We start from the raw sequence: 25294 nt of genomic DNA, 5'->3' as shown, positions 1-25294 counted from the left end.
GTACTATTGCTGATGTAAGTGGCTATAGATCTCTTCAGCCATTGAGCGGCTAATGGTAGAGACTTTTGCAATTTCTTCAACACTGGCACGCTCGATTTCCTGCAATCCACCAAAGTGTTTGAGCAGTGCCTGTCGCCGCTTAGGGCCGATACCCGGCAGCTCTTCCAGGATCGATCGTCCCCTCGCCTTGCCACGCCGAGCCCGATGACCGGTAATCGCAAAACGGTGGGCCTCATCGCGAATATGCTGCAACAGGTGCAACGCCCCACTGCTCGAATCGAGCGAACGCTCACGCTCGCCCCGCTGGGTGATCAATGTCTCAAACCCGGCCTTGCGGGTAACGCCTTTGGCGATGCCGATCACCTCGATCTCGGTAATCTGCAGCTCCTCCAGCACCGCCAGGGCCTGATTGACCTGCCCTTTACCGCCGTCGATCACCAGCAACTCGGGCAGCAAAGCGCCGCTGCTCTTGAGTTTCTGATAGCGACGGGTCAGCGCTTCATGCATGGCGCGATAATCGTCGCCGTCGGAGGTGCTTTCAATATTGAAGCGCCGATAATCACTCTTGCGGGGGCCCTGCTGATCAAAGACCACACAGGATGCGACTGTCGCCTCACCGAAGGTATGACTGATATCGAAACACTCCATCCGCGCCGGTGGTGACTCCAGCTCCAGCAACTCCTGCAGTTCGATCAGGCGCTTGTAGATGTCCTGACGGCTAGAGATATAACTGTCCAGCTGCTGCTTGGCGTTGACCCGAGCCAGATCCAGCCAGCCTTTACGCTGACCACGGACGCTGTGGTTCAAGCAGATTTTGCTATCGGCTTTTTCGGACAGCGCCGTTTCAAGCACCTCCTGATCATCCAGCGGGTGACTGAGGATCAGCAACGGCGGTACGGCGCGCTCATCGGTGCCGAGGTAGTACTGACCGATAAAGCTGGTTAACAGCTCTTCGGGTTCGGTTTCCAGCCGTAGCTTCGGGTAGTGGCTCTTGCTGCCGACCACCCGGCCACCCTTGATAAACAGTTGCTGGATACTGGCATAGCCCGCCTTGATGCAGCAGGCCAACACATCGGCATCACCGCCTTCGCCGCTGATCCGCTGCTGCTCCTGAACCTGCTGCAGGCTGATAATCTGATCCCGCAGCATCGCTGCCCGCTCAAACTCGAGCGCGGTGGCGGCCTGTTCCATCTGCTCAGCCAGCTCTTTATTGATGGTACGGTTCTTCCCCTCCAGGAACATCATCGCGTGACGGATATCCTCGGCGTAACGCTCGGATGTGATCAGCTCGACACAGGGCGCGCTGCAACGATTGATCTGGTGTTGCAGACAGGGCCGCGAACGATTCTTGAAGAACGACTCTTCACACTGGCGGATGCGAAAGATCTTCTGCAACAGATTGAGACTCTCCCGCACCGCCCCACCGCTCGGAAACGGACCGAAGTAACGCCCCTGTTTCCGCTTACGCCCGCGCTGAAACTGAATTGCCGGATAATCGTGGGTGTTGGAGATAAAGATATAGGGGTAGGACTTATCGTCACGAAGCAGGATATTGTAGGGAGGTCGCTGCTTCTTGATCAGGTTTTGTTCCAGCAGCAGCGCCTCGGTCTCACTACCGGTAACGGTTAGCTCGATCGAGGCAATACGCTGAACCAAGGCCTGGGTTTTAACCGCCAATCCGCTACTGCGGAAATAGCTCGACAGGCGTTTCTTCAGATTCTTGGCCTTGCCGACATACAGGATTGCGCCATCGGCATCGTACATTTGGTAAACACCGGGGCGTTGGGTCGCATGACTGAGAAATTGGCGGCTGTCGAAAGGAGAAGTCGTTGGGTTCATGACATCGATCAGTTAACGGCGTTATCAACTTGCACGCTGCCGAAGCGACAGCTTAAGCTCCAGCCTTAACGAAGCGGGCTTTATCAAGATGTAATCGCCCGGCTGGCCTACTATTAGCTGAGACGTTTGCGTTGGTACTGTTCGGCAACGTCACCTTGGATAGCACAGAGACGGGCCGCAAGCGATTGAACATCTTATCACAAGCGTCCATCATTACTTTCTGCTTCGCAGTGGTATCTAAGTAAAAGCATAGAATTTCAGGTGGTTACCGATGGCAATGATCAGTACGGATGAGCTTGCGATCCTCGTTGTGGAACCCTCCCATTTTCAGCAGAAGATTATTTTATCGGAGTTGAAAGAGCTGGGCTGTCGGCAACTGGATACGGCCGACACTATCCAGCAGGCGCTGGAGTTTATGGGCCGCTACACGCCCGACCTGGTCATCAGCGCCATGTACCTTCCGGACGGAAGCGGTATCGAACTGGTCAGCCAGATGCGCACCGACACCGCTCTGGAGGGCATCCCCTACATGCTGATCTCCAGTGAGCAGCGGATGGATATTCTGGACCCGATCCGCCAAGCTGGCTCTGTCGCAATTCTACCAAAACCCTTCAAAGTCAACGACTTGAACAAAGCACTTCAGGCCACACTTGAATTCGTCGATCCGACCGAGCTGGAACTGGAAGACTACGAAGCCGACCAGTTGAGCATTCTGGTGGTCGACGACAGCGAGTTCTCGCTCAAGCACATCAGCCGAGCCCTGGAGAACATCGGTGTCGGCAACGTGGTTCGCGCCCACAACGGCCAAGAAGCGATCGACCTGCTGGATCAACAATCCTTCGACCTGATATTTACCGACTTCAATATGCCGGAAATGGATGGCGAGCAGCTGACCCAGTATGTCCGCAACGAGTCCAATCAGCCCTATGTGCCGATCCTGCTGGTCACCTCGGAACAGAACGAGACCCGCCTGACCGGGGTACGCCAGTCCGGCGTCAATGCGGTCTGCAACAAACCCTTCGATACCGGGCAGGTCAAAGCGATGATCAAAAACCTGCTGGCCGACGGCTAACCGCGAATCACCATGGCTGCCTCGGATGATCAGGGGCCATCGTTGTTCTGCACCAGTGCACGGCAACGAACCACACCGATAACCCGACTCAGCCATCCCGGCGTCCGGGATTTGGCCTGGGCGTTGTCCTCTCCGACACTGTTTCAGCCCGGCCATACACCGTTGCAGCTGATGCCCGCAGCCGCAGAGCTCGACGCTTGGCTGTGGCGCCTGCAACAACACCCCGCCCCCCTGGAGCAAGCCCTGTCCCAGCAGCGTAGCCACCGACTAGGAGTCTATTTCGAGACCCTGATCGATTTCTTTTTGCGCGACTTTCATCGCCTGCAAGAGTGCCATTACGGTCTGCCGGTGAGGGCTCAAGGCCACACTTACGGCGAGTACGACTTCCTGCTGCGCGGTTACGGCCAAGCCGCGCTGTTACATCTGGAGTTGAGCCTGAAATTTTACCTGGGCATCGACGACCGACACGGCCGTCGGCACTGGCTTGGACTGAATCGCAATGACGTACTGCAGCAGAAATACAACAAGCTGGTCCATCAACAGCTGAATCTCAGCCAACTCCCGGCAGCCCGGCAACAGCTTCGGGCGATGGGAAGCCAGGTCGGTCGGAAGATCGGGCTAATCAAGGGTCGGCTATTTTACCCGCTGCGGGAATTTGCGCCGGAACCGGGCAACAAACCACGGTTGCGAGCGCCGAACGGAATCAACCGACATCACCTACGCGGCTGGTGGCAACCGATATCCGGTTGGCGAGCGCTGATCGACGATAAAGAAAGAACCTGTCTGGTGCCGCTGCAACGCCGACAATGGATGGCCCTTCTCCATGCCGATGAAGCCCAGCGACTCTCCCAGCAGAGCGACCATATAACCTTCGAAAATCAGCTTGAAACGGCCGAACAGCCACTGATGTGTGCCCGCCTACAACAGGGCAAGACGGGCTGGAGGGAGCGGGATCGGGGCGTTCTGGTCCCCGACCCCTGGCTTGACTCAGTGTTTGAGGCGTTTGATCAGGCTTGAGGTGTCCCAGCGGCCGCCTCCGAGCTCCTGCACATCGGCATAGAACTGGTCGACCAGAGCCGTCACCGGCAGCTGCGCACCGTTATTGCGGGCCTCATCCAGCACAATCCCGAGATCCTTACGCATCCAGTCAACCGCAAAACCGAAGTCGAACTCATCGTCGATCATGGTCTGGTAACGATTTTCCATCTGCCAGGATTGCGCCGCCCCCTTGGAGATCACATCCACCACCGCGGCGGCATCCAATCCGGCACGCTTGGCGAAATGGATTCCCTCGGCCAGGCCCTGCACCAGCCCGGCGATGCAGATCTGGTTAACCATCTTGGTCAACTGACCAGCGCCCGACTCACCCATCAAGCGACACGCACGGGCAAAGCTGTCGATGGCCTTCTCGGCACGGGCGTAGACATCAGAATCCCCACCAACCATCACCGTCAAAACGCCGTTTTCGGCACCGGCCTGACCACCGGACACCGGCGCATCCAGAAAGCCCAGGCCCTTGTCTTTGGCGACCTGATACAGCTCACGGGCGACTTCAGCCGAAGCGGTGGTGTGGTCAACAAACAGGGCGCCGCTGGCCATCCCCTCAAACGCGCCCTGCTCACCGATACAGATCTGGCGTATATCATCATCATTGCCGACACAGGCAAACACCAGCTCGGCATCCTTGACCGCTGCCGCCGGGGTGTCTGCCATCGCACCCCCGTGCTGCGCGACCCAGGCTTCGGCCTTGGCGGTCGTTCGGTTATAGACGCAGACCTCATAGCCGGCGCTGGCCAGATGCCCCGCCATCGGGTACCCCATCACACCCAAGCCCAAAAAAGCGACTTTTTGTTTTGCCATAATGATTCTCTTTATTTGATCGGTCCGGCCGATTGTTATTCTTGATCCGAGTTCGGCCTCAGCCGATTTGCGCAGCAGCGGCAGCAGTCGCCGCTCCCGGCTCCAGTTTGACGCCTTCGGCGATCAGCGCACTCTCCAGTGCACCCAGACACAGCAATACATTGCGTGAATTGCAGCCGTGCCCCATCAGACCGATCCGCCAGACCTTGCCGGCCAGCGCCCCCAGACCGGCACCGATCTCCAGACTGTATTGGTTCAACAGTCGGCTGCGAACACGTGCCTCGTCGACACCGTCGGGAATGGTCACGGTATTGAGTTGCGGCAGACGATAGGCCTCATCAACCAGTAGCGACAAGCCCATCGCCTCAAGGCCCGCTTTCAGGGCCTGATGGAAGCGTTCATGGCGTGCCCAGGCATTTTCCAACCCTTCCTGCCGCAGCATCAACAGGCTTTCATGCAGCGCATACAAGGCATTCACCGGCGCGGTGTGGTGGTAAGCCCGCTTGGCACCCTGCCCCCAGTAGCCCATTACCAGGTTCTTATCCAGGAACCAGCTCGGCACCGTGCTCTGGCGCTCCCGTACCTGAGCAACCGCCCGCTCGCTAAAACTGACCGGTGAAATTCCCGGAGGGGCTGACAGGCACTTCTGGGTACCGGAATAGACCGCATCGATTCCCCAACCATCAAGATCCACTTCGATCCCACCCAGGCTGGTGACTGCATCCATGATGGTCAGCGCACCGTTATCCTGGGCCAGCTTGGCCAGGGCCGCCGCATCCGAACGGACCCCGGTTGAGGTCTCGGCATGAACAAACGCCAGCGCTTTAACGCCGTTATTGGCTTTGAAGGCGGACTCGACCTTGTTCTGATCGACCGGCTTGCCCCACTCGTCTTCAACCAGGATCACTTCACCGCCAAAGCGGCGCACGTTCTCGGCCATACGGCCGCCGAACACGCCGTTCTGGCACACGATCACCTTGTCACCGGGCTCGACCAAATTGACGAAGCAGGCCTCCATACCGGCGGAGCCCGGCGCGGAGACCGGCATGGTCAGTTCGTTCTGGGTGTTGAAGGCGTACTGCAGCAGCTGTTTGATCTCATCCATCATCCGGATAAATTCCGGATCCAGGTGGCCGATGGTCGGACGGGCCAGCGCAGCCAAAACGCGAGGACTGACATCGGACGGACCAGGGCCCATCAGGGTGCGCTCGGGCGGGTGGAAAGAGCTGATCATAATGTATCTCTTGCTGAATTAGTGTTGCTGGTGAAGTTCGCCCAACTCGCGGGCCATTTCAATAACCATATGGGCGGAATGTACCCCAGCCTGCTCCAGGAATTGATCGAACGAGATGCCTGACTCTTTCCCGGCGATGTCCGACAAGGCACGAATGATGATAAAAGGCACCTCGAAACGATAGCAGGTCTGGGCGATCGCGCCCGCCTCCATCTCCACTGCTAGCATCTGCGGGAACTTCTGTCGCGCCTCATCGACTTTGGCCGGATCGGCCATAAAGGCATCACCGGTAGCAATCAGTCCATGAGCAATCTGTACATTATGGACGGTCTCGAGGCTGTTCTGAGCGATATTCACCAGCACCGGATCGGGGCACCAGGCCGGTGGCATATTGGGCACCTGACCGTGTTCATAACCGAAAATCGTCAGATCGAAATCATGCTGGCGTACTTCGGAGGAGATCACCACATCGCCGATCTCCAAGTCGGCCGCGAAGCCGCCGGCAGACCCGGTATTGATGATGCAGTCAGGCGCATAGCGCTCCAGCATGATCGTGGTTCCGATCGCAGCGTTGACCTTGCCGATGCCGGACTTCAGCAGCACCACCTGCTGCCCCGCCAGCACGCCACGGTGAAATTCATAACCGGCCAGGTTGAGGTCTTCCCGTTGTTCGAGTTGATCACGCAGGAAAGTCACCTCCTCCTCCATGGCACCGATCACACCGATCAACAGCGGCTTATCGTCGGCCAATCGGGGTTGGATGGAGGCAGCGGTTTCATTCTTCTGGTAAGGGTCACGCATAGTCTTATCTCTAGGGGCTATTGCCAAATTCAGAGGGTTGAACAGCCGAAGCTTCAACCCGGGAGGGTTCCGGGGGTGCTATCTCGGTGACACCGTGGCGATCCAGCCGCGACCACCCCAACGCCTCAAACAGCGGTTGTAACTCGACGGGGATTCTCGCATCCAGCTGCAGACCTCGGCCTTCATCAAAGGGATGTTCGAAGCAGAGCCGGGTGGCGAACAACAGCAGGCGCTGATTATCAAACTGGTCTCGGAACAACTGATTGTGCTTGCCGTCACCGTAGCGGGTATCGCCGATGATATGGTGAGCACTCTGTTTCATATGACGACGCAGTTGGTGCTTGCGACCGGTATGGGGTTTGAGCTCTACCAGCGAGTAGCGGCTGCTGCTGTAGCGCCCGAGCGGGATCGGCAGCTCGACTCGATCGACGGTGCGGAATTCGGTCAGCGCCGACTGGGGCGGACGGACCTGATCACTGCCACCCTTCTCTATCGCTTCGCGCTTATCACTCAACGGTGAGTCGATGCGACCGGACTCATCCAGATAGCCGCGCACAATGGCATGGTAGGTTTTGCTGACTCGCCGCTCGCGGAACTGCTGTTGTAGCCTCGAAGCGGCGTCGGAGTGGAGCCCGAACACCAACAATCCGGAAGTCGGTTTGTCGAGCCGGTGGGCCGGATAAACCCGCTGACCAAGCTGGTCTCTGAGCAACTGCAACGCGAAACGGCGCTCACGACGATCGATTGGACTCCGATGTACCAGCAACCCCGAGGGTTTATCGATCACGACTATGTCATCATCGAGGTACAGAATGTCGAGTTGCTCGTTCAAGAGTGCGTCACCATTGTCAGAAAGCGGCTATGGTAGCCCCCCACTTGAGTCGCGAAAAGGGCTGGACCCGACTTATCGGTAAAAAGCCCGGTTTGGACTGGCAAGGTAGCGGCAAGCTTGCTATAAATTCGCAACTAATTGCGCCGGCTGTGGTCCATTTACCTAAGCACCGCTTGGTGCTGATAACAATTTTTAAATGCGTTAAGGAACCCTTATGAACATGACCGATACCACGGTTGCTCGCTCGGAACAGTCGATCCTGGCGACTAACAAACTTATCCGCAACACCTACCTGTTGCTGGCCATGACACTGGTGTTCAGCGCAGTAATGGCTGCGGTTTCCATGGTCATCAACCCGCCCAGCATCGTCTCGATGGTCTGCCTGATCGGTTCGATCGTGATCACCTGGTTTGTCCTGCCCCGGGTTCAGAACAGTGCAGCGGCGCTGCCGGTAACCTTCCTGTTTACCGGTATGCTCGGCTTTGCTCTGGGTCCGATCCTGAATGCTTACCTGGGCCTGGCTAACGGTGGCGAACTGATCATGACCGCGATGGGTATCACCGCGATCACCTTCCTGGGACTGTCCGGCTACGTGCTGACCACCCGCAAGGACTTCAGCTTTATGGGTGGTTTCCTGGCTGCCGGCATGATGGTGGTACTGCTAAGCATCGTCGCGATGCTGGTTCTGCCGTTCTTCGGCATCGATGTCAGCGCCATGAGCCTGGCGCTGTCTGCGGTTATCGTCCTGCTGATGTGCGGCATCATCCTGTATGACACCAGCAACATCGTTAACGGCGTCTACACCAACTACGTGATGGCAGCAGCTGGTCTTTACCTGGCGATCTTCAACCTGTTCATCAACCTGCTGCAACTGCTGGGTGTGATGGGCGGCGACGACTGATCCCAGCCTTCTCGGTCCAAGCCCCCGCGATCTCCGATCCCGGGGCTTTTTTATCCCTCCCTTTCCGACCCCGCGCTCTGGTTTTACCGCCAAGCAAACACATAATTAGTTAATCCCACGCTATCAGGCCCATACTCAAAGCTGACGCAAGAGGTTTTCTTTTGTGCGGAATTGAGTACAGTCTTGTCTCTGTTTTTCACAAGGTTTTCATTATGAAGTTTGCCGTCGTTGTTAACGGCTCGCCCAGCGCCAGCCAGGCAGCTGCCACTGCCCTCAGATTTACCGAAGCGGCGCTCAAGCAAGGCGTCGAGGTATTACGGGTGTTTTTTTATGGCGAATCGGTACTGACAGCCAATCGGCTGACCCACCCACCCCAGGACGAAAACAACCTGACCCTTCGCTGGCAGCAATTAGCGCAGCAACACGGGATCGAACTGATCGTCTGTATTGCCGCCGCGGTTCGGCGCGGCGTCATGGATGAGCGTGAAGCCAAACGCTACGAGCATACGGCCGACAACCTGGCTGAAGGATTCGAACTCTCGGGGCTCGGGCAATTGGTCGATGCCGGTATCAATGCCGACCGGGTTATTACGTTTGGAGGCCGCGCATGAATCAAATCGCCGACCTGTTGCTGGTTTTGCGTCACGCCCCTTATAGTGGTCTCAACGCCCGCGAAGGACTCGACGCCGCGCTGACTGCCGCTGCATTTGAAGCCCCTCTGAGCCTGTTGTTCGTCGGCGACGGCGTCTACCAGCTCCTGCGCGAACAACAACCGACACAGCTGCCAGCCAAAGACCTGAGCAAAACCCTACCGGCGCTGGCGATGTATGACATCGAACGTCTCTATGTGGCAGCCCATGACTTGCAACTGCGCGGCATTAAACCTGAACAACTGGTCGTTGAGGTTGAGCTGCTGGATGATGAACAGGCCGCACAACTGTTCCATCAACATCGACATATTCTGAGTTTTTAAGGGACACCCATGGTTTTACACACCGTTAACAGCTCACCCACTCAAACCCGGTGTCTGCAGGATTGCCTGCGACTGATCAGCCCGCCTGCGATGCTGTTGCTGATCGAAGACGGCGTTTACGGTGCCACCCAAGCCCATCAGTCGTTGCTCGAACAACTGCCGGACGGCATCAGCTGCGCCGTGCTCCAGCCGGATGTAGAGGCCCGCGGGCTGGGCCCCGTGCTGAGTGACCGGTTCGAACTGATCGATGATGCCGGTTTTGTCGCACTGACGATCAAGTGTGACCGGGTACAGAGCTGGTACTGAGACGATGGAACAGATCACGATCGATAACAAAGTTGTGGCGCTGGATAATGAAGGATTCCTGCGCCAGCTCGAAGACTGGTCGCCGCAGGTTGCCGAGCAAATGGCACACAACGAGGGGCTTACCCTCAGCGACGAACACTGGGAGATCATTGAGCTGCTGCGTGAGTTTTATCACGAGTATGAACTCTCACCCGCCATGCGGATTCTGGTAAAACAGGTCAAAATCAAGCTGGGGGCCGAAAAAGGCAACAGCATGCATTTGATGAAACTGTTTCCCGGCAGTCCGGCCAAGGTGGCGAGCAAAATCGCCGGCTTGCCCAAGCCGACCAACTGCCTCTGACTCGCCCCTCCATCTCTCCTGAACGGAACCGATCCCTACGATGACCCACGCCCATCCCCGTGCCGCCAACACTGCAGAATCCCTTGCCCGTGTCGCCTTTATCGGTATCGGCCTGATGGGACTGCCGATGGCCACCAATCTGCTGAAGGCCGGATACCGGCCCCAGCTTTGGAACCGCACCGTTGAAAAAACCGCGCCCCTAGAGGCACTCGGCTCAGAGGTTTGCGACAGCCTCGAGCAGGCGCTCAGTGATGTCGATATTGTGATCACCATGCTGGAAACCGGTCCGGTCGTCGATCAGGTGCTGTACCAGTCGGGCGCATACCGCTGCGCCAACGCCGGTACGCTGTTTATAGACATGAGTTCTATTCCGCCACAGATGGCCCGACAGCATGCCGCACTGCTGGCACAGGCTGGCTACCACTACCTGGATGCGCCGGTGTCCGGTGGCACCGTCGGCGCCGAGCAGGCCACGCTGTCGATCATGGCCGGAGGAGAGCTCCACGATTTCGATCAGGCCAAGGCGCTGTTTCAAGTGATGGGCACCCCTCATCATGTCGGCCCTTGCGGTACCGGGCAGTTGGCCAAGCTGGCCAATCAGGCGATCGTCGGCATCACGATCGGAGCGGTTTCAGAAGCACTGTTGCTGGCCGAGGCCGGCGGTGCCGACCCTGCCGCCGTCAGAACCGCACTAAGCGGTGGTTTTGCCGCCAGCCGGATTCTGGAACTTCATGGCCAGCGCATGATCGAACGCGACTTTAAACCCGGCGCCCGTGCCCGGGTCCAACTCAAGGATATGCAAACCATCGTTGCCGAAGCCGAGCAACAGCAGTTGCACCTGCCGTTGGCCCGGCAGACTCTGGCCGAGTATCAGGCCATGATCGACCAGGGGCTGGAGGAACTTGACCACAGCGGCCTGTTTCAGCACCTGCTGAATCAGCACCCACAGCTGGACTGACCCCTCACCGATAGCTGTTTAACACGCCGGAACGAAGCACGATGCCAAGATTTTGCGCCAACCTCAGCCTACTGTTTGTCGAACACCCGCTCGAACAACGTTTTCAGGCCGCCGCCGCTGCCGGTTTCGATGAGGTAGAAATCCAGTTCCCCTACCCGATCGAACCACAGCAACTGGTTGAACTTCTGAGCCGCAATAGCCAGCAACTGGTGCTGTTCAATCTCCCGGCCGGCGACTGGGATGCTGGCGAACGGGGCATCGCCTGCCTACCGAATCGCGAACAGGAGTTTATCGACGGCGTTGAGCAGGCGCTGATCTATGCCGCCGCCACCGGCTGTCGGCAGATCAACTGTTTGGCGGGAGTGCGGCCTGACAGCCTATCGGATGACAGCGCCATGCAGATCATGGCCGAACGCTGCCGCTATGCCGCCAAGCGGCTAGGCCAACAGGGAATCAACCTCAATATCGAAGCGATCAACAGCTATGATATTCCCGGTTTTCTGATCAACAATTCGGCCAAGGCACGGGCGCTGCTTGACCGTATCGGCGCGGATAACGTGCGACTGCAGTACGACCTGTATCACATGCAGCGGATGGAAGCGCCGATTATGCCCCGTCTGGCTGAGCTGATGCCGATCATTGGCCATATCCAAGTCGCCGACCACCCCGGCCGCCACGAACCGGGTACCGGCGAGATGGATTACCCGGCTCTGCTGGCTGAACTTGACCGTTTGGGGTATACGGGCCGGGTGGCGCTGGAATACAATCCCAAACAATCAACCCTGGCTGGTCTGGACTGGCTCAACCCCTACCGCCGAGATCAGGGCTCGACGGTTTAACTAACTTTGCCGAACAGATTCCATGGAGTATCGATATGGCCGGTGAAAGCGTACTGGTAGATCAGGACAGCAGTAACGATCCACAAATGCAATGGGCAACCTTCCTGTTGGCGGAGGAGCTCTACGGCATCGACGTCATGCAGGTCAAGGAGGTGCTGCGATTGACCGAGATCGCGCCGGTTCCTGGATCAGCCCACTACATTGTCGGCATCATCAACCTGCGCGGTAATGTAATCACGGTAATCGATACCCGAACCCTGTTTGGCCTGGGCCAGTGCGACCCGACCGACGACAGCCGTATCGTGGTTATCGAATTGGAAGACCAGGTCGTTGGCATGCTGGTCGATTCGGTAGCGGAGGTGATCTACCTGCGTCAATCGCAAGTGGAGCGCGCCCCCAACGTCGGCACCGACGAGAGCACCAAGTTTATCCAGGGCGTCAGCTACCATAACGACGAGCTGATCATCCTGCTGGACCTGAATCGAATGATTGAGGACGACGAACCGGCCTACTAACTCCGCCGGTTGCCTGTCAGAGCGCGCTGCACAGTCAGTGCGCTCCATCTCTTCGCTTCGTTATCGACCGATATGCACCGCCACCGAACGTCGGTGATTGCCGTGGCGATGCTCCCAACAGTAAACCCCCTGCCAAGTCCCCAGCAGTAGCCGGCCATTGCTGATCGGAATCGACAGCGTGGTGGCGGTCAATGCGGCTTTGATATGGGCCGGCATATCATCATCCCCTTCCAAGGTATGGGTGTAGAGCGGATCCCGCTCGGGCACCAGCCGGTTGATCCAGCGTTCCAGGTCATGCCGGGCGCTGGGGTCAGCGTTCTCCTGTATCGTCAGACTGGCACTGGTGTGCTGAATCAGCAGGCTACACAGGCCCTCATCGATACCGCTGCGCCTGGCCAGCTGCTGCAGTTGATCGGTGAACTCGTACAAGCCCTGACCGCGGGTTTGGATTTGTAGCAGTTCAACCATGACGGACTCAATCCTGCGAAGAGGCGGCGGAGAGCGAGAAGAACTCTCCGCCGCTGTAGATACCCAGCTGCAGCTCACCGTCGATCTGCCGTTCTTCGGCCAGCTCCGCCAGCTGATAATAAACCGGACGGGACAGCAAACCATTGAGCCGGTCCCGAACCCGCACATAGGGTGCCAATTCGTCGCTCAGGGGATCCTGTTCCAGCCACAGCGGGTGATCCTTATCGACACAGAACCGTTCGCCCAGGTTGGTCTCAAGCAGTAAGCGCTGCTCGCTACCTTCCCCCTGTTGCTCCAGCCGGGTAATCACAAAGGGTGCATCTTCAACACGAATACGCCACTTTTCGACCGGAGTCACCAGGTAATGATCCTTGTCATCGCGACGCAAGATCGAGGCAAACAGTTTGACCAACGCCTCACGCTCGAAGCGCCCCCCTTCGTGAAACCACTCTCCGCGCCGGTTGATGAAGATATCGATATCACCACTTAATTCCGGACTCCAGTCATTGACCGGAGGTAGCGAATCGGCGTTCAGATCGACCTGTCGACTGATCGCGTCGCTATCAAAGCTACCCTGTTTCACCTCTAAGACTCCTGTAGCGATAAACGGGGGATTAAAGTCCGCGCGCCCACTCTGGCCGCAGGGGTACCCTACCCGGCTGATGAATCGCCTTGTCGATCTGATCCATCAGTCTGACCTTATCCCGCCCGAGAATCCCTTTGAGCACTAAATAATTCGAAGCGTGGTCGCTGCGAAAGACAGTTTTATCAAGTTCCAGCTCACCAACCAGCAGCGCCATCTCCTGAAAAAGGTCAGCCTGTTGCAGGGGCTCGTAGTCACCGCCGAAAGCCTCGCGAAAACGGGCCTCACCGGTTGGAAAGCTCACCACCAGCGTCGATAGATACTCAGGTTGGGTGGCGTTGGCCAGGCGGGCCGAGTTGAGCGCATGCTGCTCACTGTAGCGACGTCCACCCAGACCGTTCAGAATCATGACCGAGCGTCGAATTCCAGCAGCCGATAGTCGGTTGAGGGCAACTTTGGTGGTCTCGAAGGTTTCCCCCTTGACCACCTTGGCCAGCACGGTATCGTCACCGGACTCGGCACCGACATAAAGCATATCCAACCCTTCACGCTGCAGCGCGGCCAGTTCATCGTCGGTTTTATTGTTGAGGTTTCGCGGCAGGCAGTAGGCCGTGACTCGTTGCAGCTGACTGAAGTTTCGACGCAGATGCTGCAGGATGGTCAACAACCGTCGCCCTGACAACACCATGGCATCGCCATCGGCCAGAAAGATCCGTCGTGTCTCGGGGTAACTACGCCCCAATTGTTCGATCTCAGACAACAGCTCGGCTTCCGGCTTGGGGCGAAATTTCTTCTGCGCCGCCGTATACATCTCGCAGAACGAGCATTTGTTGTAGCTACAACCGTTAGTGACCTGAATGATCAGCGAGCGAGCTTCGCTGGGAGGACGAAATAACGGTTCGATATAGGTCGGGTACACAGCGTCTCCCGAGTCGATAGGTTTGGCTTAATTCTGCTGGAACAGCTGCTTGAAGTTAGCACCGGTCTGTTCCACCACCTGATCAAAGTGTAGCCCCTTGAGATCGGCGACACATTGGGCAACTTCTCTGACAAATCTGGGTTCATTGGGCCGGCCTCGATGGGGTACCGGGGTCAGATAGGGCGCATCGGTTTCAACCAGAATCCGCTCCAGCGGAATCTGGCGCACCACCTCACGCAAATCGTCCGCGTTACGGAAGGTGATGATGCCGGAGAATGAGATATACATTCCCATCTCTACGGCCTGCTGCGCCATCTCCAGGGTTTCGGTGAAACAGTGCATGACGCCACCGGCCGGGCCCAGTCTTTGTCCGAGAATCCGCAGCGTGTCCTGTTGTGCCTCACGGGTATGCACAATAACCGGTTTGCTGCACCGGCTGGCCGCATCGAGATGGCACTCAAAACTGCGCTGCTGCTGTTCTGCGGTGTCGCCGCTGTAATGGTAATCCAGACCGGTTTCACCGATTGCAACGACGCGAGGATGGTTGGCCGCTTGAATCAGCGTATCGCCATCGATCTGCGCGATCTCATCGCTCAACGGATGCACACCGACCGACGCCAACACCTGCGAATAGGGCGCAATCAGCTCCATCATCGGTTGCCAGCGCGCCATATCGGTACCGACACACAGAAAACCTTCCACCCCCTGCTCAGCCGCCAGCTGCATCACAGGCTCTAATTGACCGTCGTAGGCTTTCAGATCCAGGCGGTCCAGGTGGCAATGGGAGTCGATCAACATCAGCAGGTACTTCCAACAGGACGCATCGCAAGGGTAGCGATAGCGGTGATTGATAAATAAACGGGGCTAGCCAGGGTTGGAACGGGGTCGACACCCTGAGACAGGATTACATGGTATGGGTCAAACGGCCTGAACCGAGGGCGCCGGCCAGGTAGGTCTCGATCTTACCCAGCAACGTATTGTCGTCGGCGCTGAGCTGGATGCCGATGCCAGCCTGCTTGCCGCCCTGAGCCCCTCGTGGGGTTACCCAGATCACCTTGCCACTGACCGGTAGCTTGTCCGGCTCTTCCATCAGATCCAGCAGCATGAACACCTCTTCGCCCAATTGGTAATCACGGGGAGTGGGAACGAACAGGCCACCATTTTTGATAAACGGCATATAGCTGCGATACAGGTCTTCTTTCGACTTGATGGTCAGGGACAGAATCCCATGGCTGGCACGTGGACTGGCGGACATCGATTCTCTCGTGCTGCTGACAAGTTCAGCGGCGATTGGTCAAATTACCCCAACGGATCAGCAGATCTTCCAATAGCAGCCGCTCGTTGGGATTGTTGCGGCTCATTAGATTTACACGATATTGCTGTATTCTGTCAGCGAATTCAAACATCTGTTGCTCATTAACCCGTCGACTCAGGCCAATCACCAACTTTTGGGCCGTCAGCGTGTTGATGCCCTCAGCGTTGTCAGTCAACCGGTAACGCAGGATATCCTGCACCAAAGCCGTCCACCATTCGAGCAACGCACCCAATGGCAACTTGGCCAACTGCTCACTACCCTGGGTGGGCCCCAGCTGCTGCATGGCGATCAGTTTCAGAGTCTGGTACAGGGTCTTACGCAGCTCGGCCTGCCCTTCTCTGGCCTGAGCCAAGGCGGCTAAGGGTGCGCCGCCGGCCAGGCGCAGTTGCTCCTGCGGATCACCTTCGAAGCCGGGTTGCTGACGCAGCCAGTCGCAGGTGGAATCGATCTGCGGCGTTGTCAGAGAAAGGCTCTGACAGCGGCTGCGAATCGTCGCCATCACCCGTCCCGGACGGTGACTATAGAGCGCAAACAGTGTGCGGTCGCCCGGCTCCTCGAGCACTTTGAGCAGCGCGTTGGCGGCGTTGACATTCATATCTTCGGCCGGGCCCAGCACGACAACCCGGTAACCGCCCTGCTGGGCTGATCGGGTGATGGTTTCCACCAGCGCACGTATTTGATCGACCTTGATCGGCTTGCCGACATCTTCCGGACCGATCCGGACCAGATCAGGATGGGTTCCCTGACGACTCAGCAAACAGCTTTTGCAATGACCGCAGGCATTACCCTCAACCGGCTGCTGACACAAAAGATACTGACCGAGCGCTATGGCCAGTTGCTCCTTGCCCATTCCCGCTGATGCACAGAACAGCAGCGCATGGGGTAAACGATTCTGCTGGTGTTGATCCAGCAGCCGGCCCCAGACCTCCTTTTGCCAGGGCAGCGGTAACCTTAACTGAGTTTCGGTTTCAGCATCCACGGTGGAAAAACTCCGACATCACCTCGGTGATCTGCTGTTGCACCCGAACCAGAGACTGCCCCGCATCGATGACACGAAATCTTTCCGGTTCGGCTTCAGCCCGTCGCAGATAGGCGGCGCGGACCTTATCGAAAAAGCTGTGCTGCTCCTGCTCGAACCGGTCCAACGCACCGCGCCCCCTGGCCCGCGCCATACCCACGTCCACCGGCACATCCAGTAACAACGTCAGGTCGGGGCGAAGCTCTCCCTGAACCAGATTTTCTAGGATTTCAATCCGCTGCCAGTCCAGGCCTCGACCGCCTCCCTGGTAAGCAAAGGTCGCGTCGGTAAAACGATCACAGAGCACCCATTGCCCACGTGCCAACGCCGGACGAATGGTCTGTTCCAGATGCTGCGCACGGGCGGCAAACATCAACAACAGTTCGGTATCGCTGCTGACCGGTTCTGCTCGCTCGGCCAGTAACAGCTCACGGAGCTCTTCAGCCAGCGGCGTACCACCGGGTTCGCGGGTCTCGATAAAGTCGATCCCCTGCCGCTCGAGCAGATTGCGAAGATGTTCCAGATTGGTGCTCTTACCAACCCCTTCACCGCCTTCGAGCGTGATAAATTTTCCCGCCATTTAAACCTTCTCAGCCATTACCATTGTTTGCTGAAGATGGCGGCGGCGAAGAGCGATAATCGCTACGCCGTCCACGCCGCTGATATTTGTACACCGCTTTATTATGCTCGGCCAGGGTCGCCGAAAACTGATGGGTTCCATCGCCTTTGGCCACGAAGTAGAGACTCTTACCCGAGGCGGGATTAAGCGCCGCATTAATCGCTTCGCGTCCCGGATTGGCGATCGGTGTCGGCGGCAAGCCTTTGATCACATAGGTGTTGTAAGGAGTTTTACGCTTCAAGTCAGCACGGGTGATATTGCCCTTATACCGATCTCCCATGCCATAGATGACAGTCGGATCGGTTTGAAGCCGCATGCCCTTGTTCAGACGCCTGGTGAACACACCGGCGATCTCAGGACGCTCGAAGGCAGCACCAGTCTCCTTCTCCACGATAGAGGCCAGAATCAGCGCTTCATAGGCAGATGAGATCGGCAAATTCGGCTGCTTAGAAGCCCACTCCTGTTCCAACACCTGCTGCATCCGCTGGTGGGCCCGCTTCAGCAACGCCAGATCCGTTGTACCCCGGGTGAACTGATAAGTGTCCGGATAGATCCAGCCTTCGGCGCTGCCTTCAATCTTCAACTGCTTGGCCAACTGTTGAGGGTCATCGTACTCGAGTGTTTTTTCGATCTGCGGGTGCGACTGCAACCTGGCGATATAGTCGCTGACCCGCTGTCCTTCGACAAAGGTGACCTGATAACTCCGTACCTTACCCTGGACCAGTAGTTGCAACAGGCCATCGTGGGTCAGGCCGGGCTCGAGCAGGTACTCCCCTGCCTTGATTTTGTGGGCCAGATTTTGCTGGCGCGCATGGAGCTTAAACAGTAACGGCTCATCGATCAGCTGTTGCTTGGTCAGCTGCTCGAGCAGATGGTTAAACGAGGTTCCCGGCTCGACCATCAGGCTGGTCGACTCGGTCAGTTTGAGCGGCTGCTGGGCCAGGCTGGTGACCTTATGGCTACCGACATAGGCAGCGATCGCAACGACCAGGGCGATGAACGCAATGCCAAGGGAAAGAATTTTCAGCACTCGCACCGACGAGCCTCCTCCAGCCACTCGCGGGCCATGGCAGTATATGGGTGTGACGGGTAGTTCTGTTCGCCGAGGCGCTTGACGGGCAGCACGCCAAACCCGGTATTGGTCATAAAGAGCGCATCAGCCTGGGCTAGTTGATCCTGGCGGATACGGGTTTCATGGCAATCGATGCCGGCTTTGTTGGCCGAGTCGATAATCACCGCGCGAACCACCCCGGCAACCCCGCAACGGTCCAGCTTAGGGGTATAGAGCGCGCCATTCTTCACCATGAAAAGATTACTCATGGTACCTTCGACCACATAGCCCTCAAGGTCACACACGACTCCTTCGGGGTACTGGTCCTGCCACTCGCTACGGGCAAGAATCTGTTCGAGTCGATTCAAGTGCTTTATCCCGGCCAACCGAGGGTTCAAGCCCAGGCGGGTCTGACAAGGAAACAGCTCAACCCCCTGCTCAAACCATTGGCGAGGGTAGTCCGGTGAGGCAAAGCGCTGGACGACTCGCGTCGGTCCCCGGTCGACTTTGCCCCAGTATCCACGACCACCTTCACCGCGGGTAACCAGAATTTTCAGCAACCCACCGGGATGGGGCCGGCAGAGCATGGCCAGTTCATCACGAAGCAGATCCAGTAATCCGTCGGCAGGAATCAATAAGCGCTCCAGACCGTGCTGGAGGCGTTGGAGGTGGCGCTCAAGCAACAATGGCCGCCCGGCGTCGAAACGCAGTGTTTCAAACAGGCCGTCACCGTAGCTGAAACCACGGTCGGTAACCGCAACAGACACACCAGGCTGGCCGTTCACCAAGCACTCAAGCATAGGCACGGCAGCCTGATCGGATCGGAAGGCCCCGATCGGGGCCGGGATTCAAGGTCACGACAACCGCTTGAAGACCAGCGTGCCGTTGGTACCGCCGAAACCGAACGAGTTGGACATCGCCACATTGATCTCGGCTTGCTGAGCGGTGTGGGCCACGTAATTCAGATCGCACCCTTCGGAAGGGTTGTCGAGATTGATCGTCGGCGGCGCAACCTGATCGCGAATCGCCAGTACGCTGAAGATAGCCTCCACCGAGCCGGCAGCACCGAGCAGATGACCGATCATCGACTTGGTCGAACTCATCCGAACCTTGTCGGCAGCAGCTCCCAGCACCTGTTTGGCGGCATTGGACTCAGCGATATCCCCTGCCGGCGTCGAGGTGCCGTGGGCGTTGATGTAGTCGACCTGATCAGGATTCAGTCCGCTGTCATTGATCGCATTACGCATCGAAGCGGCGGCACCGCTGCCGTCTTCCGGCGGCGCGGTCATATGATAGGCATCGCCACTCATCCCGAATCCGGCCAGTTCGGCATAGATTTCAGCACCGCGGGCCTTGGCGTGCTCGTACTCTTCCAGTACCAGAATACCGGCGCCGTCACTGAGTACGAAACCATCACGATCCTGGTCCCACGGGCGGCTGGCTGCCTGCGGATCGTCGTTGCGGGTCGAGAGTGCCCGAGCCGCGGAGAAGCCACCCAATCCCAGCGGCGTGGTGGCCATTTCGGCACCACCGGCCAGCATCACATCCGCATCACCGTACGCGATCATCCGCGCGGCTGAACCGATGTTATGGGTACCTGTGGTACAGGCGGTAACAATGGCTATATTCGGGCCTTTGAAACCGTACTTAATCGATAGGTTCCCGGCGATCATATTGATGATACTGCCCGGAACAAAGAAAGGTGAGATCTTGCGCGGCCCGCTCTTTTCCAACAACGAGTGGTTTTTCTCGATCATCGGCAAGCCGCCGATACCGGAACCGATTGCCAAGCCGATACGTCCGGCGTTAGCCTCGTTGACTTCAAGACCCGAGTCTTCGATTGCCTGGATTCCCGCCGCCATGCCGTACTGGATGAACAGGTCCATCTTACGAGCATCTTTCGGGTTCATATACGCAGACGCGTCAAAGTCTCGAACAGAACCACCAAAACGGGTGTTGTAACTGGACACATCGAAATGCTCAATCGGACCGATGCCGCTTTTGCCGTTAACGATGTTTTCCCAGGTCTCTTTGACGCTGTTGCCTACCGGGGTCAACATCCCCAAGCCTGTGACGACAACTCTTCTCCGAGACATCTGCATCTCCCTTTGTTTTTCTTTTCAGCAAATAAAAAGCCGCTCTATGCAGACCATAGCAGCGGCTTCTTGGGAACGCTTGTTAAGCTATTATTGGTTAGCTTCGACGTACTCGATAGCCAGCTTAACAGTCGTGATTTTTTCGGCTTCTTCGTCAGGAATTTCGGTTTCGAATTCCTCTTCCAGAGCCATAACAAGCTCAACGGTGTCGAGAGAGTCAGCGCCCAGATCTTCAACAAAAGAGGCTTCGCTAGTTACTTCTTCTTCCTTTACGCCCAGTTGCTCAGCAACAATCTTTTTTACGCGCTCTTCAATAGTACTCATAATGTTTCCTACTTGTTATGAACAATTTATCCGGCAATGTTATAAAAAAATTCTGATATTTCAACACTGCCGGCGAAATAGGTCACCTTCCGCCTTGTGGCTGGATGAAGGGTGACATTATCAACAAATTCGGCAAAAAAACAATTCCCAACCCGGATAAATAGCTATCTCCGGATCAGCTCATATACATGCCGCCATTTACATGGATGGTATCACCGGTCACATAGCCTCCAGCCTCGCTGGCCAGGAAGCCAACAACCGCAGCCACATCTTCCGGACTACCCAGTCGATTCAGCGGAATCTGGCTCTTGAGCATCTCTTTATGCTCGTCGGCCAGCGCATCGGTCATATCGGTAGCGATAAAGCCCGGCGCAACCGAATTCACGGTGATATTTCGGGAAGCCACTTCACGTGCCAGCGCCCGGCTAAAGCCTTCGATGCCGGCTTTGGCCGCGGCATAGTTGCTCTGACCGGCGTTACCCATAGAGGCAACCACCGAGCTGACATTGATGATCCGACCCCAGCGAGCCTTGGACATGCCGCGCAGACAGCCCTTGGCTACCCGATAGATAGAGGTCAGGTTGGTGTTCAATACGCTATCCCACTCGTCCGCCTTCATCCGCATCAGGATGTTGTCACGGGTGATGCCAGCGTTGTTGACCAGGATGGTAACCGCACCAAACTGCTCCTGAATCGCTGCCAGCACCTGGTCGACAGATTCCTGTGACGCCACGTCCAGCATCATGCCGGTGCCCTTGACGCCCTGCTCCTGCAGATAAGCCGAGATAGACTCTGCGCCTTTTTCGCTGGTGGCCGTACCTATGACAACCGCTCCCTGACGACCAAGTTCAGTCGCAATCGCCTTGCCGATTCCCCGGGTTGCACCGGTAACCAGGGCAACCTTTGCTTCAATACTCATTTGTTACTCCGTTATTTCGGACGAACAGATCCAAATCAGGCGCCCAGCGCCTTCTCCAGACCGGCAGGATCATTAATAGCAGCGACATTGAGGCTGCGTTGAATTCGCTTATTCAGGCCGGAAAGCACCTTACCGGGACCGCACTCAAGCAGTGTTTCAGCTCCGTCTGACGCCATCGCCTGAACGCTATCGGTCCACAGAACAGGGCTGTAGAGCTGCGCCACCAGATTCTGTTTAATCTGCTCAACGCTGCCCGCCACCTTGGCATCGACGTTCTGCACCACCGGAATCTGCGGGGTCTGAAGCTCGATATTGTCCAGCTCAACCGCCAGCTGCTCTGCAGCCGGCTTCATCAGCGCACAATGGGAAGGGACGCTGACCGGAAGCTCAACCGCACGTTTGGCACCCGCAGCTTTGCAGGCTTCGACAGCGCGGGCGACGGCACTGGCCTGACCGGCAATAACCACCTGGCCCGGCGAGTTGTAGTTAACCGCAGAAACTACTTCACCGGCAGCGGCATCCTGGCATGCTTGTTCGATCGCCGCGTTCTCCAGCCCCAGCACAGCCGCCATAGCGCCCTGTCCGGCAGGAACCGCCGCCTGCATCAACTGACCACGCTTTTCGACCAACTTGACACCCTGGGCCAGCGTCATCACTCCAGCGCAAACCAGCGCGGTGTATTCGCCCAGGCTGTGACCGGCCAGCTGCGCCGGTTGTTCGCCACCGCTTTGCTGCCAAACACGCCACAAAGCCACACCGGCGGCCAACAGTGCCGGCTGGGTTTTATCCGTGCTGTTCAGATCCGCTTCCGGCCCGTCCTGGGTCAGATTCCACAGATCGTAGCCGAGCGCATCGGAGGCTTCAGCAAAGGTCTGCTCCACGATCGGATTCTGAGCAGCAAGTTCGGCAAGCATGCCCAGATGCTGTGAGCCCTGCCCCGGAAAGACAAAAGCTAAGGTTTGATTCATGTTGTCCTCTGTGTGTCTTAGAACTGACGGCTGTCTCGCCGTTTAATCAAGCGCCCATAGTACCCGAATCGGGCCATGAAAAAACGTCTGGACGCAGGGTAAATCGATACATTTGAACGAAAAAGCTAGAGCATCCGACTCAGCTTTTCGTTAATCAACCCGGGCACATCGCGAATCACTTCTGCGCGCGCTTGAGCGATCGCGTGACCGAAACACTCCTCATTGGCTGAACCGTGGCTTTTGACCACAATTCCCTGCAATCCCAGCAGAGACGCACCATTTCGTCTCGAAGGATCTAGCTGGCGTTTCAATCGCTCCAATAACGGCCTTGCCAACAGGCCAACCAATCGCTGATACCAGCCGGCATCAAAGGACTGCAACAGCTCACGGGTGATAAACCGGGCCAGGCCTTCGCTGCTTTTGAGCGCCACATTGCCCACAAAGCCATCACAGACCACCACATCCGCTTTACCGCTATAGATATCGTTACCTTCGATATAGCCGATATAGTTAAGCGATGAATGCTCACGTATCAGTCGGGATGCCAGCTTTACCTGCTCATTACCCTTGATCTCCTCCTGGCCGACATTAAGCAGCGATACCCTTGGCTGTTCGAGCTGATCAACCGCCTCGGACAGGGCGGAGCCCATCAAGGCAAACTGAAACAGATGCTCGGCGCTGCAGTCCACGTTGGCCCCGAGATCCAACATATAGCAATGTCCGTTCTGGGTTGGTATCGCGGTGGCGATCGCCGGACGGTCGATACCGGGATGCATATGCAGCAGATAGTGACCCATCGCCATCAACGCCCCCGTATTACCGGCACTGACACAGGCATCGGCCTTACCCTCAGCCACCAGCTGAACCGCAAGGTACATAGAGGAGTCTTTACGCTTACGCAGCGCGAACGAAGGCTTGTCGGTCATCTCCACGACACTTTCGGCCGCCAAGACACTGACACGGGGGGTTGATTGAGTAAGGAGGGGGTTGATCCGGGATGGATCACCGATCAAAAGCAGCTCGGTATCGGGATGCTGTTCAGCAAAACGACAGACAGCAGGAACAGCAACGCGGGGACCTAAGTCCCCGCTCATCACATCGACTGCAAGGGTGCAGCGCGTGACCAATGCTTATTCGGCGTCTTTAGCAACTACCTGACGACCACGGTAGAAACCATCGGCAGTCACGTGGTGACGACGATGAACTTCACCGGTGGTGCTGTCCTGGGACAGAGGGGCGGCAGTCAGGGCATCGTGTGAACGACGCTGACCACGACGTGAACGGGTAACTTTACTCTTTTGAACAGCCATGCTGAGCAGCTCCTAACTAGTGTTTTTTGGCCTTTAATTGGGCCAGTACGTTAAACGGGTTTGCCTCGTCGTTGCCTTCGGACGGCTCCGGCGCCTGGCCGTATTCCGTCTTCACGACGCAGTCCTGATGCTGAGGGATCAGCGGCAGCGTCAGTATCAGCTCTTCTTCAATCAGCTGATGCAGATCCTGCCTGGGCCCTTCGACGATATAAGGATCGTAGTAACGAGGAAGCTGCTTGGCGGCTTCATCATCGGCGACGATGCCCATGTTCATCTCGGCTTCAAGCTCTAGCGTCACCGGCTCCAAACAACGTTGGCAAGTCATCTTGACGCTGGCTACTGCCCTGCCCTGTACGAAACGGATGCGTTCTTCATCCATCCCAAAGGTCAGATCTACAGTAACTTCGCCTTCGCTATCGACCAGATAGCTCCCCAAACGAGACAGTTTTTCCAGCTTCACGGTGCCTTCAATAAGGCGGCCCTGCTCGGCTGCTCGGCGTGTATCGATTGAGGTCGGTAATGGGGCCTTCGACATAAGCGCGCCATAATAGGGATACGGGAACGCGGTGTAAAGAGAGTCTGACTAAAAAAGGCTATTATAAGCGCCCTTCAAGACGCTCGATTCACAGGAACAGTATAAATGACCCAGCTGGTACTCGCTTCTACGTCCGTTTTCCGCCGTCAGCTGCTGGAAAAGCTGCAGCTCCCCTTTGTCTGCGACGCCCCCGATACGGATGAAACAGCGTTCGAAAACGAAACCGCCGAGGCGTTGGTCCAGCGTTTGGCCCAAGCCAAAGCCAGGGCTGTTGCTGACAACCACGGCGATGCACTAATCATCGGCTCAGACCAGGTTGCCACCCTCGACGGGCAGATTATCGGCAAGCCGCTCACTCACCAAAATGCCGTACAACAGCTCAGAAACAGTAGTGGCAGAAGCCTGACCTTCTTCACCGGGCTTTGCCTCTACAACAGCAGCACTGGGGAGCAGCAGACGATCTGCGAGCCTTTTAAGGTTCATTTCCGGAAGCTGTGTGACGAACAGATTGAACGCTATCTGACAACGGAAAAGCCCTATCAATGCGCCGGCAGCTTCAAGTCCGAGGGCTACGGTATCAGCCTGTTTGAAAAGCTCGAAGGGGATGACCCCAACAGCCTGATCGGGCTACCGCTGATACGCCTGGTGGCGATGCTGCAGCGCCAAGGGATTGCCGTCCCCTGACGCAGCAAGGCCGGG

At 57.2% G+C, this 25294-nt stretch carries 32 protein-coding genes; 11 read left to right on the top strand and 21 right to left on the bottom strand.

The window, feature by feature from the left end:
- Positions 1-3: 3 nt before the first annotated feature.
- Positions 4-1839 (bottom strand): excinuclease ABC subunit UvrC, encoded by a 1836-nt coding sequence (gene uvrC, locus ACO05M_RS12030; protein WP_421863027.1) that lies wholly within the window; start codon positions 1837-1839, stop codon positions 4-6.
- A 271-nt stretch (positions 1840-2110) separates the two neighbouring features.
- Here uvrC and ACO05M_RS12025 point away from each other — a divergent pair, with 271 nt between their 5' ends.
- Together ACO05M_RS12025 and ACO05M_RS12020 are read left to right on the top strand one after the other, a co-directional pair.
- Positions 2111-2911: a response regulator gene (locus tag ACO05M_RS12025; RefSeq protein ID WP_421863024.1), complete on the top strand. Its 801-nt coding sequence runs from the start codon at positions 2111-2113 to the stop codon at positions 2909-2911.
- Positions 2912-2923: 12 nt separating this feature from the next.
- Positions 2924-3928, top strand: a complete 1005-nt coding sequence (locus tag ACO05M_RS12020) for a DUF1853 family protein (protein ID WP_421863021.1) — start codon at positions 2924-2926, stop codon at positions 3926-3928.
- On the opposite strand, the gene ACO05M_RS12015 is transcribed toward ACO05M_RS12020, so the two are convergent.
- Genes ACO05M_RS12015 through ACO05M_RS12000 form a run of 4 tightly spaced genes read right to left on the bottom strand, consistent with a single transcriptional unit; the run spans position 3899 to position 7638 of the window.
- The gene (locus ACO05M_RS12015; protein WP_421863018.1) at positions 3899-4771 is read right to left on the bottom strand and encodes an NAD(P)-dependent oxidoreductase; all 873 of its coding nucleotides are present in this window, start codon (positions 4769-4771) and stop codon (positions 3899-3901) included. The genes ACO05M_RS12020 and ACO05M_RS12015 overlap by 30 nt on opposite strands.
- A 58-nt stretch (positions 4772-4829) precedes the next feature.
- Positions 4830-6005: a pyridoxal-phosphate-dependent aminotransferase family protein gene (locus ACO05M_RS12010; protein ID WP_421863014.1), complete on the bottom strand. Its 1176-nt coding sequence runs from the start codon at positions 6003-6005 to the stop codon at positions 4830-4832.
- 18 nt (positions 6006-6023) lie between these two features.
- The gene (gene mtnN / locus ACO05M_RS12005) at positions 6024-6806 is read right to left on the bottom strand and encodes a 5'-methylthioadenosine/S-adenosylhomocysteine nucleosidase (protein WP_421863012.1); all 783 of its coding nucleotides are present in this window, start codon (positions 6804-6806) and stop codon (positions 6024-6026) included.
- 10 nt (positions 6807-6816) lie between these two features.
- Entirely contained in the window at positions 6817-7638 is an 822-nt protein-coding gene (locus tag ACO05M_RS12000; protein ID WP_421863009.1) for a pseudouridine synthase, read from the bottom strand.
- Positions 7639-7852: 214 nt separating this feature from the next.
- Here ACO05M_RS12000 and ACO05M_RS11995 point away from each other — a divergent pair, with 214 nt between their 5' ends.
- The 8 genes from ACO05M_RS11995 to ACO05M_RS11960 all read left to right on the top strand — a co-directional run bounded on the left by ACO05M_RS11995 (position 7853) and on the right by ACO05M_RS11960 (position 12470).
- Positions 7853-8539: a Bax inhibitor-1 family protein gene (locus ACO05M_RS11995; protein ID WP_421863007.1), complete on the top strand. Its 687-nt coding sequence runs from the start codon at positions 7853-7855 to the stop codon at positions 8537-8539.
- A gap of 212 nt (positions 8540-8751) precedes the next feature.
- On the top strand, positions 8752-9150 hold the full coding sequence (gene tusD / locus ACO05M_RS11990; RefSeq protein ID WP_421863003.1) for a sulfurtransferase complex subunit TusD: 399 nt from the start codon (positions 8752-8754) through the stop codon (positions 9148-9150).
- Positions 9147-9512 carry a sulfurtransferase complex subunit TusC gene (gene tusC / locus ACO05M_RS11985; RefSeq protein WP_421863000.1) on the top strand — a complete coding sequence of 122 codons (366 nt, stop codon included), beginning with the start codon at positions 9147-9149 and terminating at the stop codon, positions 9510-9512. Before tusD ends, tusC begins: the two co-directional genes overlap by 4 nt.
- Positions 9513-9521: 9 nt before the next feature.
- The gene (tusB, locus tag ACO05M_RS11980; RefSeq protein ID WP_421862997.1) at positions 9522-9818 is read left to right on the top strand and encodes a sulfurtransferase complex subunit TusB; all 297 of its coding nucleotides are present in this window, start codon (positions 9522-9524) and stop codon (positions 9816-9818) included.
- A 4-nt stretch (positions 9819-9822) separates the two neighbouring features.
- Positions 9823-10158, top strand: coding sequence for a TusE/DsrC/DsvC family sulfur relay protein (locus ACO05M_RS11975; protein WP_421862993.1), 336 nt, complete (start codon positions 9823-9825; stop codon positions 10156-10158).
- A 40-nt stretch (positions 10159-10198) separates the two neighbouring features.
- The gene (locus tag ACO05M_RS11970; RefSeq protein ID WP_421862990.1) at positions 10199-11116 is read left to right on the top strand and encodes an NAD(P)-dependent oxidoreductase; all 918 of its coding nucleotides are present in this window, start codon (positions 10199-10201) and stop codon (positions 11114-11116) included.
- Positions 11117-11157: 41 nt separating this feature from the next.
- Positions 11158-11955, top strand: coding sequence for a hydroxypyruvate isomerase family protein (locus ACO05M_RS11965; protein WP_421862987.1), 798 nt, complete (start codon positions 11158-11160; stop codon positions 11953-11955).
- 35 nt (positions 11956-11990) lie between these two features.
- Positions 11991-12470: a chemotaxis protein CheW gene (locus tag ACO05M_RS11960; RefSeq protein ID WP_421862984.1), complete on the top strand. Its 480-nt coding sequence runs from the start codon at positions 11991-11993 to the stop codon at positions 12468-12470.
- Between the two features lie 60 nt (positions 12471-12530).
- Here the strand turns inward: ACO05M_RS11960 and ACO05M_RS11955 are convergent, their stop codons facing one another.
- The 16 genes from ACO05M_RS11955 to ACO05M_RS11880 all read right to left on the bottom strand — a co-directional run bounded on the left by ACO05M_RS11955 (position 12531) and on the right by ACO05M_RS11880 (position 24520).
- Complete coding sequence (locus tag ACO05M_RS11955; protein ID WP_421862981.1) at positions 12531-12938, bottom strand: secondary thiamine-phosphate synthase enzyme YjbQ; 408 nt, start codon at positions 12936-12938, stop codon at positions 12531-12533.
- A 7-nt stretch (positions 12939-12945) separates the two neighbouring features.
- Complete coding sequence (locus ACO05M_RS11950; RefSeq protein WP_421862978.1) at positions 12946-13521, bottom strand: DUF1285 domain-containing protein; 576 nt, start codon at positions 13519-13521, stop codon at positions 12946-12948.
- Positions 13522-13552: 31 nt separating this feature from the next.
- A complete protein-coding gene (locus tag ACO05M_RS11945) occupies positions 13553-14440 on the bottom strand; it encodes a radical SAM protein (RefSeq protein WP_421862976.1) in 888 nt (295 codons plus the stop codon).
- Between the two features lie 27 nt (positions 14441-14467).
- Entirely contained in the window at positions 14468-15238 is a 771-nt protein-coding gene (locus ACO05M_RS11940) for a TatD family hydrolase (protein ID WP_421862972.1), read from the bottom strand.
- Positions 15239-15344: 106 nt separating this feature from the next.
- Positions 15345-15695, bottom strand: a complete 351-nt coding sequence (locus ACO05M_RS11935) for a PilZ domain-containing protein (RefSeq protein WP_114694301.1) — start codon at positions 15693-15695, stop codon at positions 15345-15347.
- 25 nt (positions 15696-15720) lie between these two features.
- Positions 15721-16734: a DNA polymerase III subunit delta' gene (locus ACO05M_RS11930; RefSeq protein ID WP_421862969.1), complete on the bottom strand. Its 1014-nt coding sequence runs from the start codon at positions 16732-16734 to the stop codon at positions 15721-15723.
- Positions 16724-17353, bottom strand: coding sequence for a dTMP kinase (gene tmk / locus ACO05M_RS11925; protein ID WP_421862966.1), 630 nt, complete (start codon positions 17351-17353; stop codon positions 16724-16726). Before tmk ends, ACO05M_RS11930 begins: the two co-directional genes overlap by 11 nt.
- Before the next feature lie 10 nt (positions 17354-17363).
- Positions 17364-18428, bottom strand: a complete 1065-nt coding sequence (gene mltG / locus ACO05M_RS11920) for an endolytic transglycosylase MltG (RefSeq protein ID WP_421862963.1) — start codon at positions 18426-18428, stop codon at positions 17364-17366.
- Complete coding sequence (gene pabC / locus ACO05M_RS11915; protein WP_421862960.1) at positions 18416-19228, bottom strand: aminodeoxychorismate lyase; 813 nt, start codon at positions 19226-19228, stop codon at positions 18416-18418. The genes mltG and pabC overlap by 13 nt, the downstream gene beginning before the upstream one ends.
- 69 nt (positions 19229-19297) lie before the next feature.
- Positions 19298-20539: a beta-ketoacyl-ACP synthase II gene (gene fabF, locus ACO05M_RS11910; RefSeq protein ID WP_421862956.1), complete on the bottom strand. Its 1242-nt coding sequence runs from the start codon at positions 20537-20539 to the stop codon at positions 19298-19300.
- 90 nt (positions 20540-20629) lie between these two features.
- Positions 20630-20863, bottom strand: a complete 234-nt coding sequence (acpP, locus tag ACO05M_RS11905) for an acyl carrier protein (protein WP_114694306.1) — start codon at positions 20861-20863, stop codon at positions 20630-20632.
- 175 nt (positions 20864-21038) lie between these two features.
- The gene (gene fabG / locus ACO05M_RS11900) at positions 21039-21782 is read right to left on the bottom strand and encodes a 3-oxoacyl-ACP reductase FabG (protein ID WP_421862953.1); all 744 of its coding nucleotides are present in this window, start codon (positions 21780-21782) and stop codon (positions 21039-21041) included.
- A gap of 35 nt (positions 21783-21817) precedes the next feature.
- A complete protein-coding gene (gene fabD / locus ACO05M_RS11895) occupies positions 21818-22750 on the bottom strand; it encodes an ACP S-malonyltransferase (RefSeq protein ID WP_421862950.1) in 933 nt (310 codons plus the stop codon).
- Between the two features lie 125 nt (positions 22751-22875).
- Positions 22876-23877 carry a phosphate acyltransferase PlsX gene (gene plsX / locus ACO05M_RS11890; protein WP_421862948.1) on the bottom strand — a complete coding sequence of 334 codons (1002 nt, stop codon included), beginning with the start codon at positions 23875-23877 and terminating at the stop codon, positions 22876-22878.
- Positions 23878-23880: 3 nt separating this feature from the next.
- The gene (gene rpmF / locus ACO05M_RS11885; RefSeq protein ID WP_421862945.1) at positions 23881-24060 is read right to left on the bottom strand and encodes a 50S ribosomal protein L32; all 180 of its coding nucleotides are present in this window, start codon (positions 24058-24060) and stop codon (positions 23881-23883) included.
- A gap of 16 nt (positions 24061-24076) precedes the next feature.
- Positions 24077-24520 (bottom strand): YceD family protein, encoded by a 444-nt coding sequence (locus tag ACO05M_RS11880; protein ID WP_421862942.1) that lies wholly within the window; start codon positions 24518-24520, stop codon positions 24077-24079.
- Between the two features lie 180 nt (positions 24521-24700).
- On the opposite strand from ACO05M_RS11880, the gene ACO05M_RS11875 reads away from it, so the two are divergent.
- Positions 24701-25279 carry a Maf family protein gene (locus tag ACO05M_RS11875; protein WP_421862939.1) on the top strand — a complete coding sequence of 193 codons (579 nt, stop codon included), beginning with the start codon at positions 24701-24703 and terminating at the stop codon, positions 25277-25279.
- The last annotated feature ends 15 nt before the right edge of the window (positions 25280-25294 follow it).

The sequence above is a fragment of the Motiliproteus sp. genome (assembly GCF_965230735.1).
Taxonomy (GTDB): Bacteria; Pseudomonadota; Gammaproteobacteria; order Pseudomonadales; family Balneatricaceae; genus Motiliproteus.
This window is presented reverse-complemented; position numbering and strand designations above follow the sequence as displayed.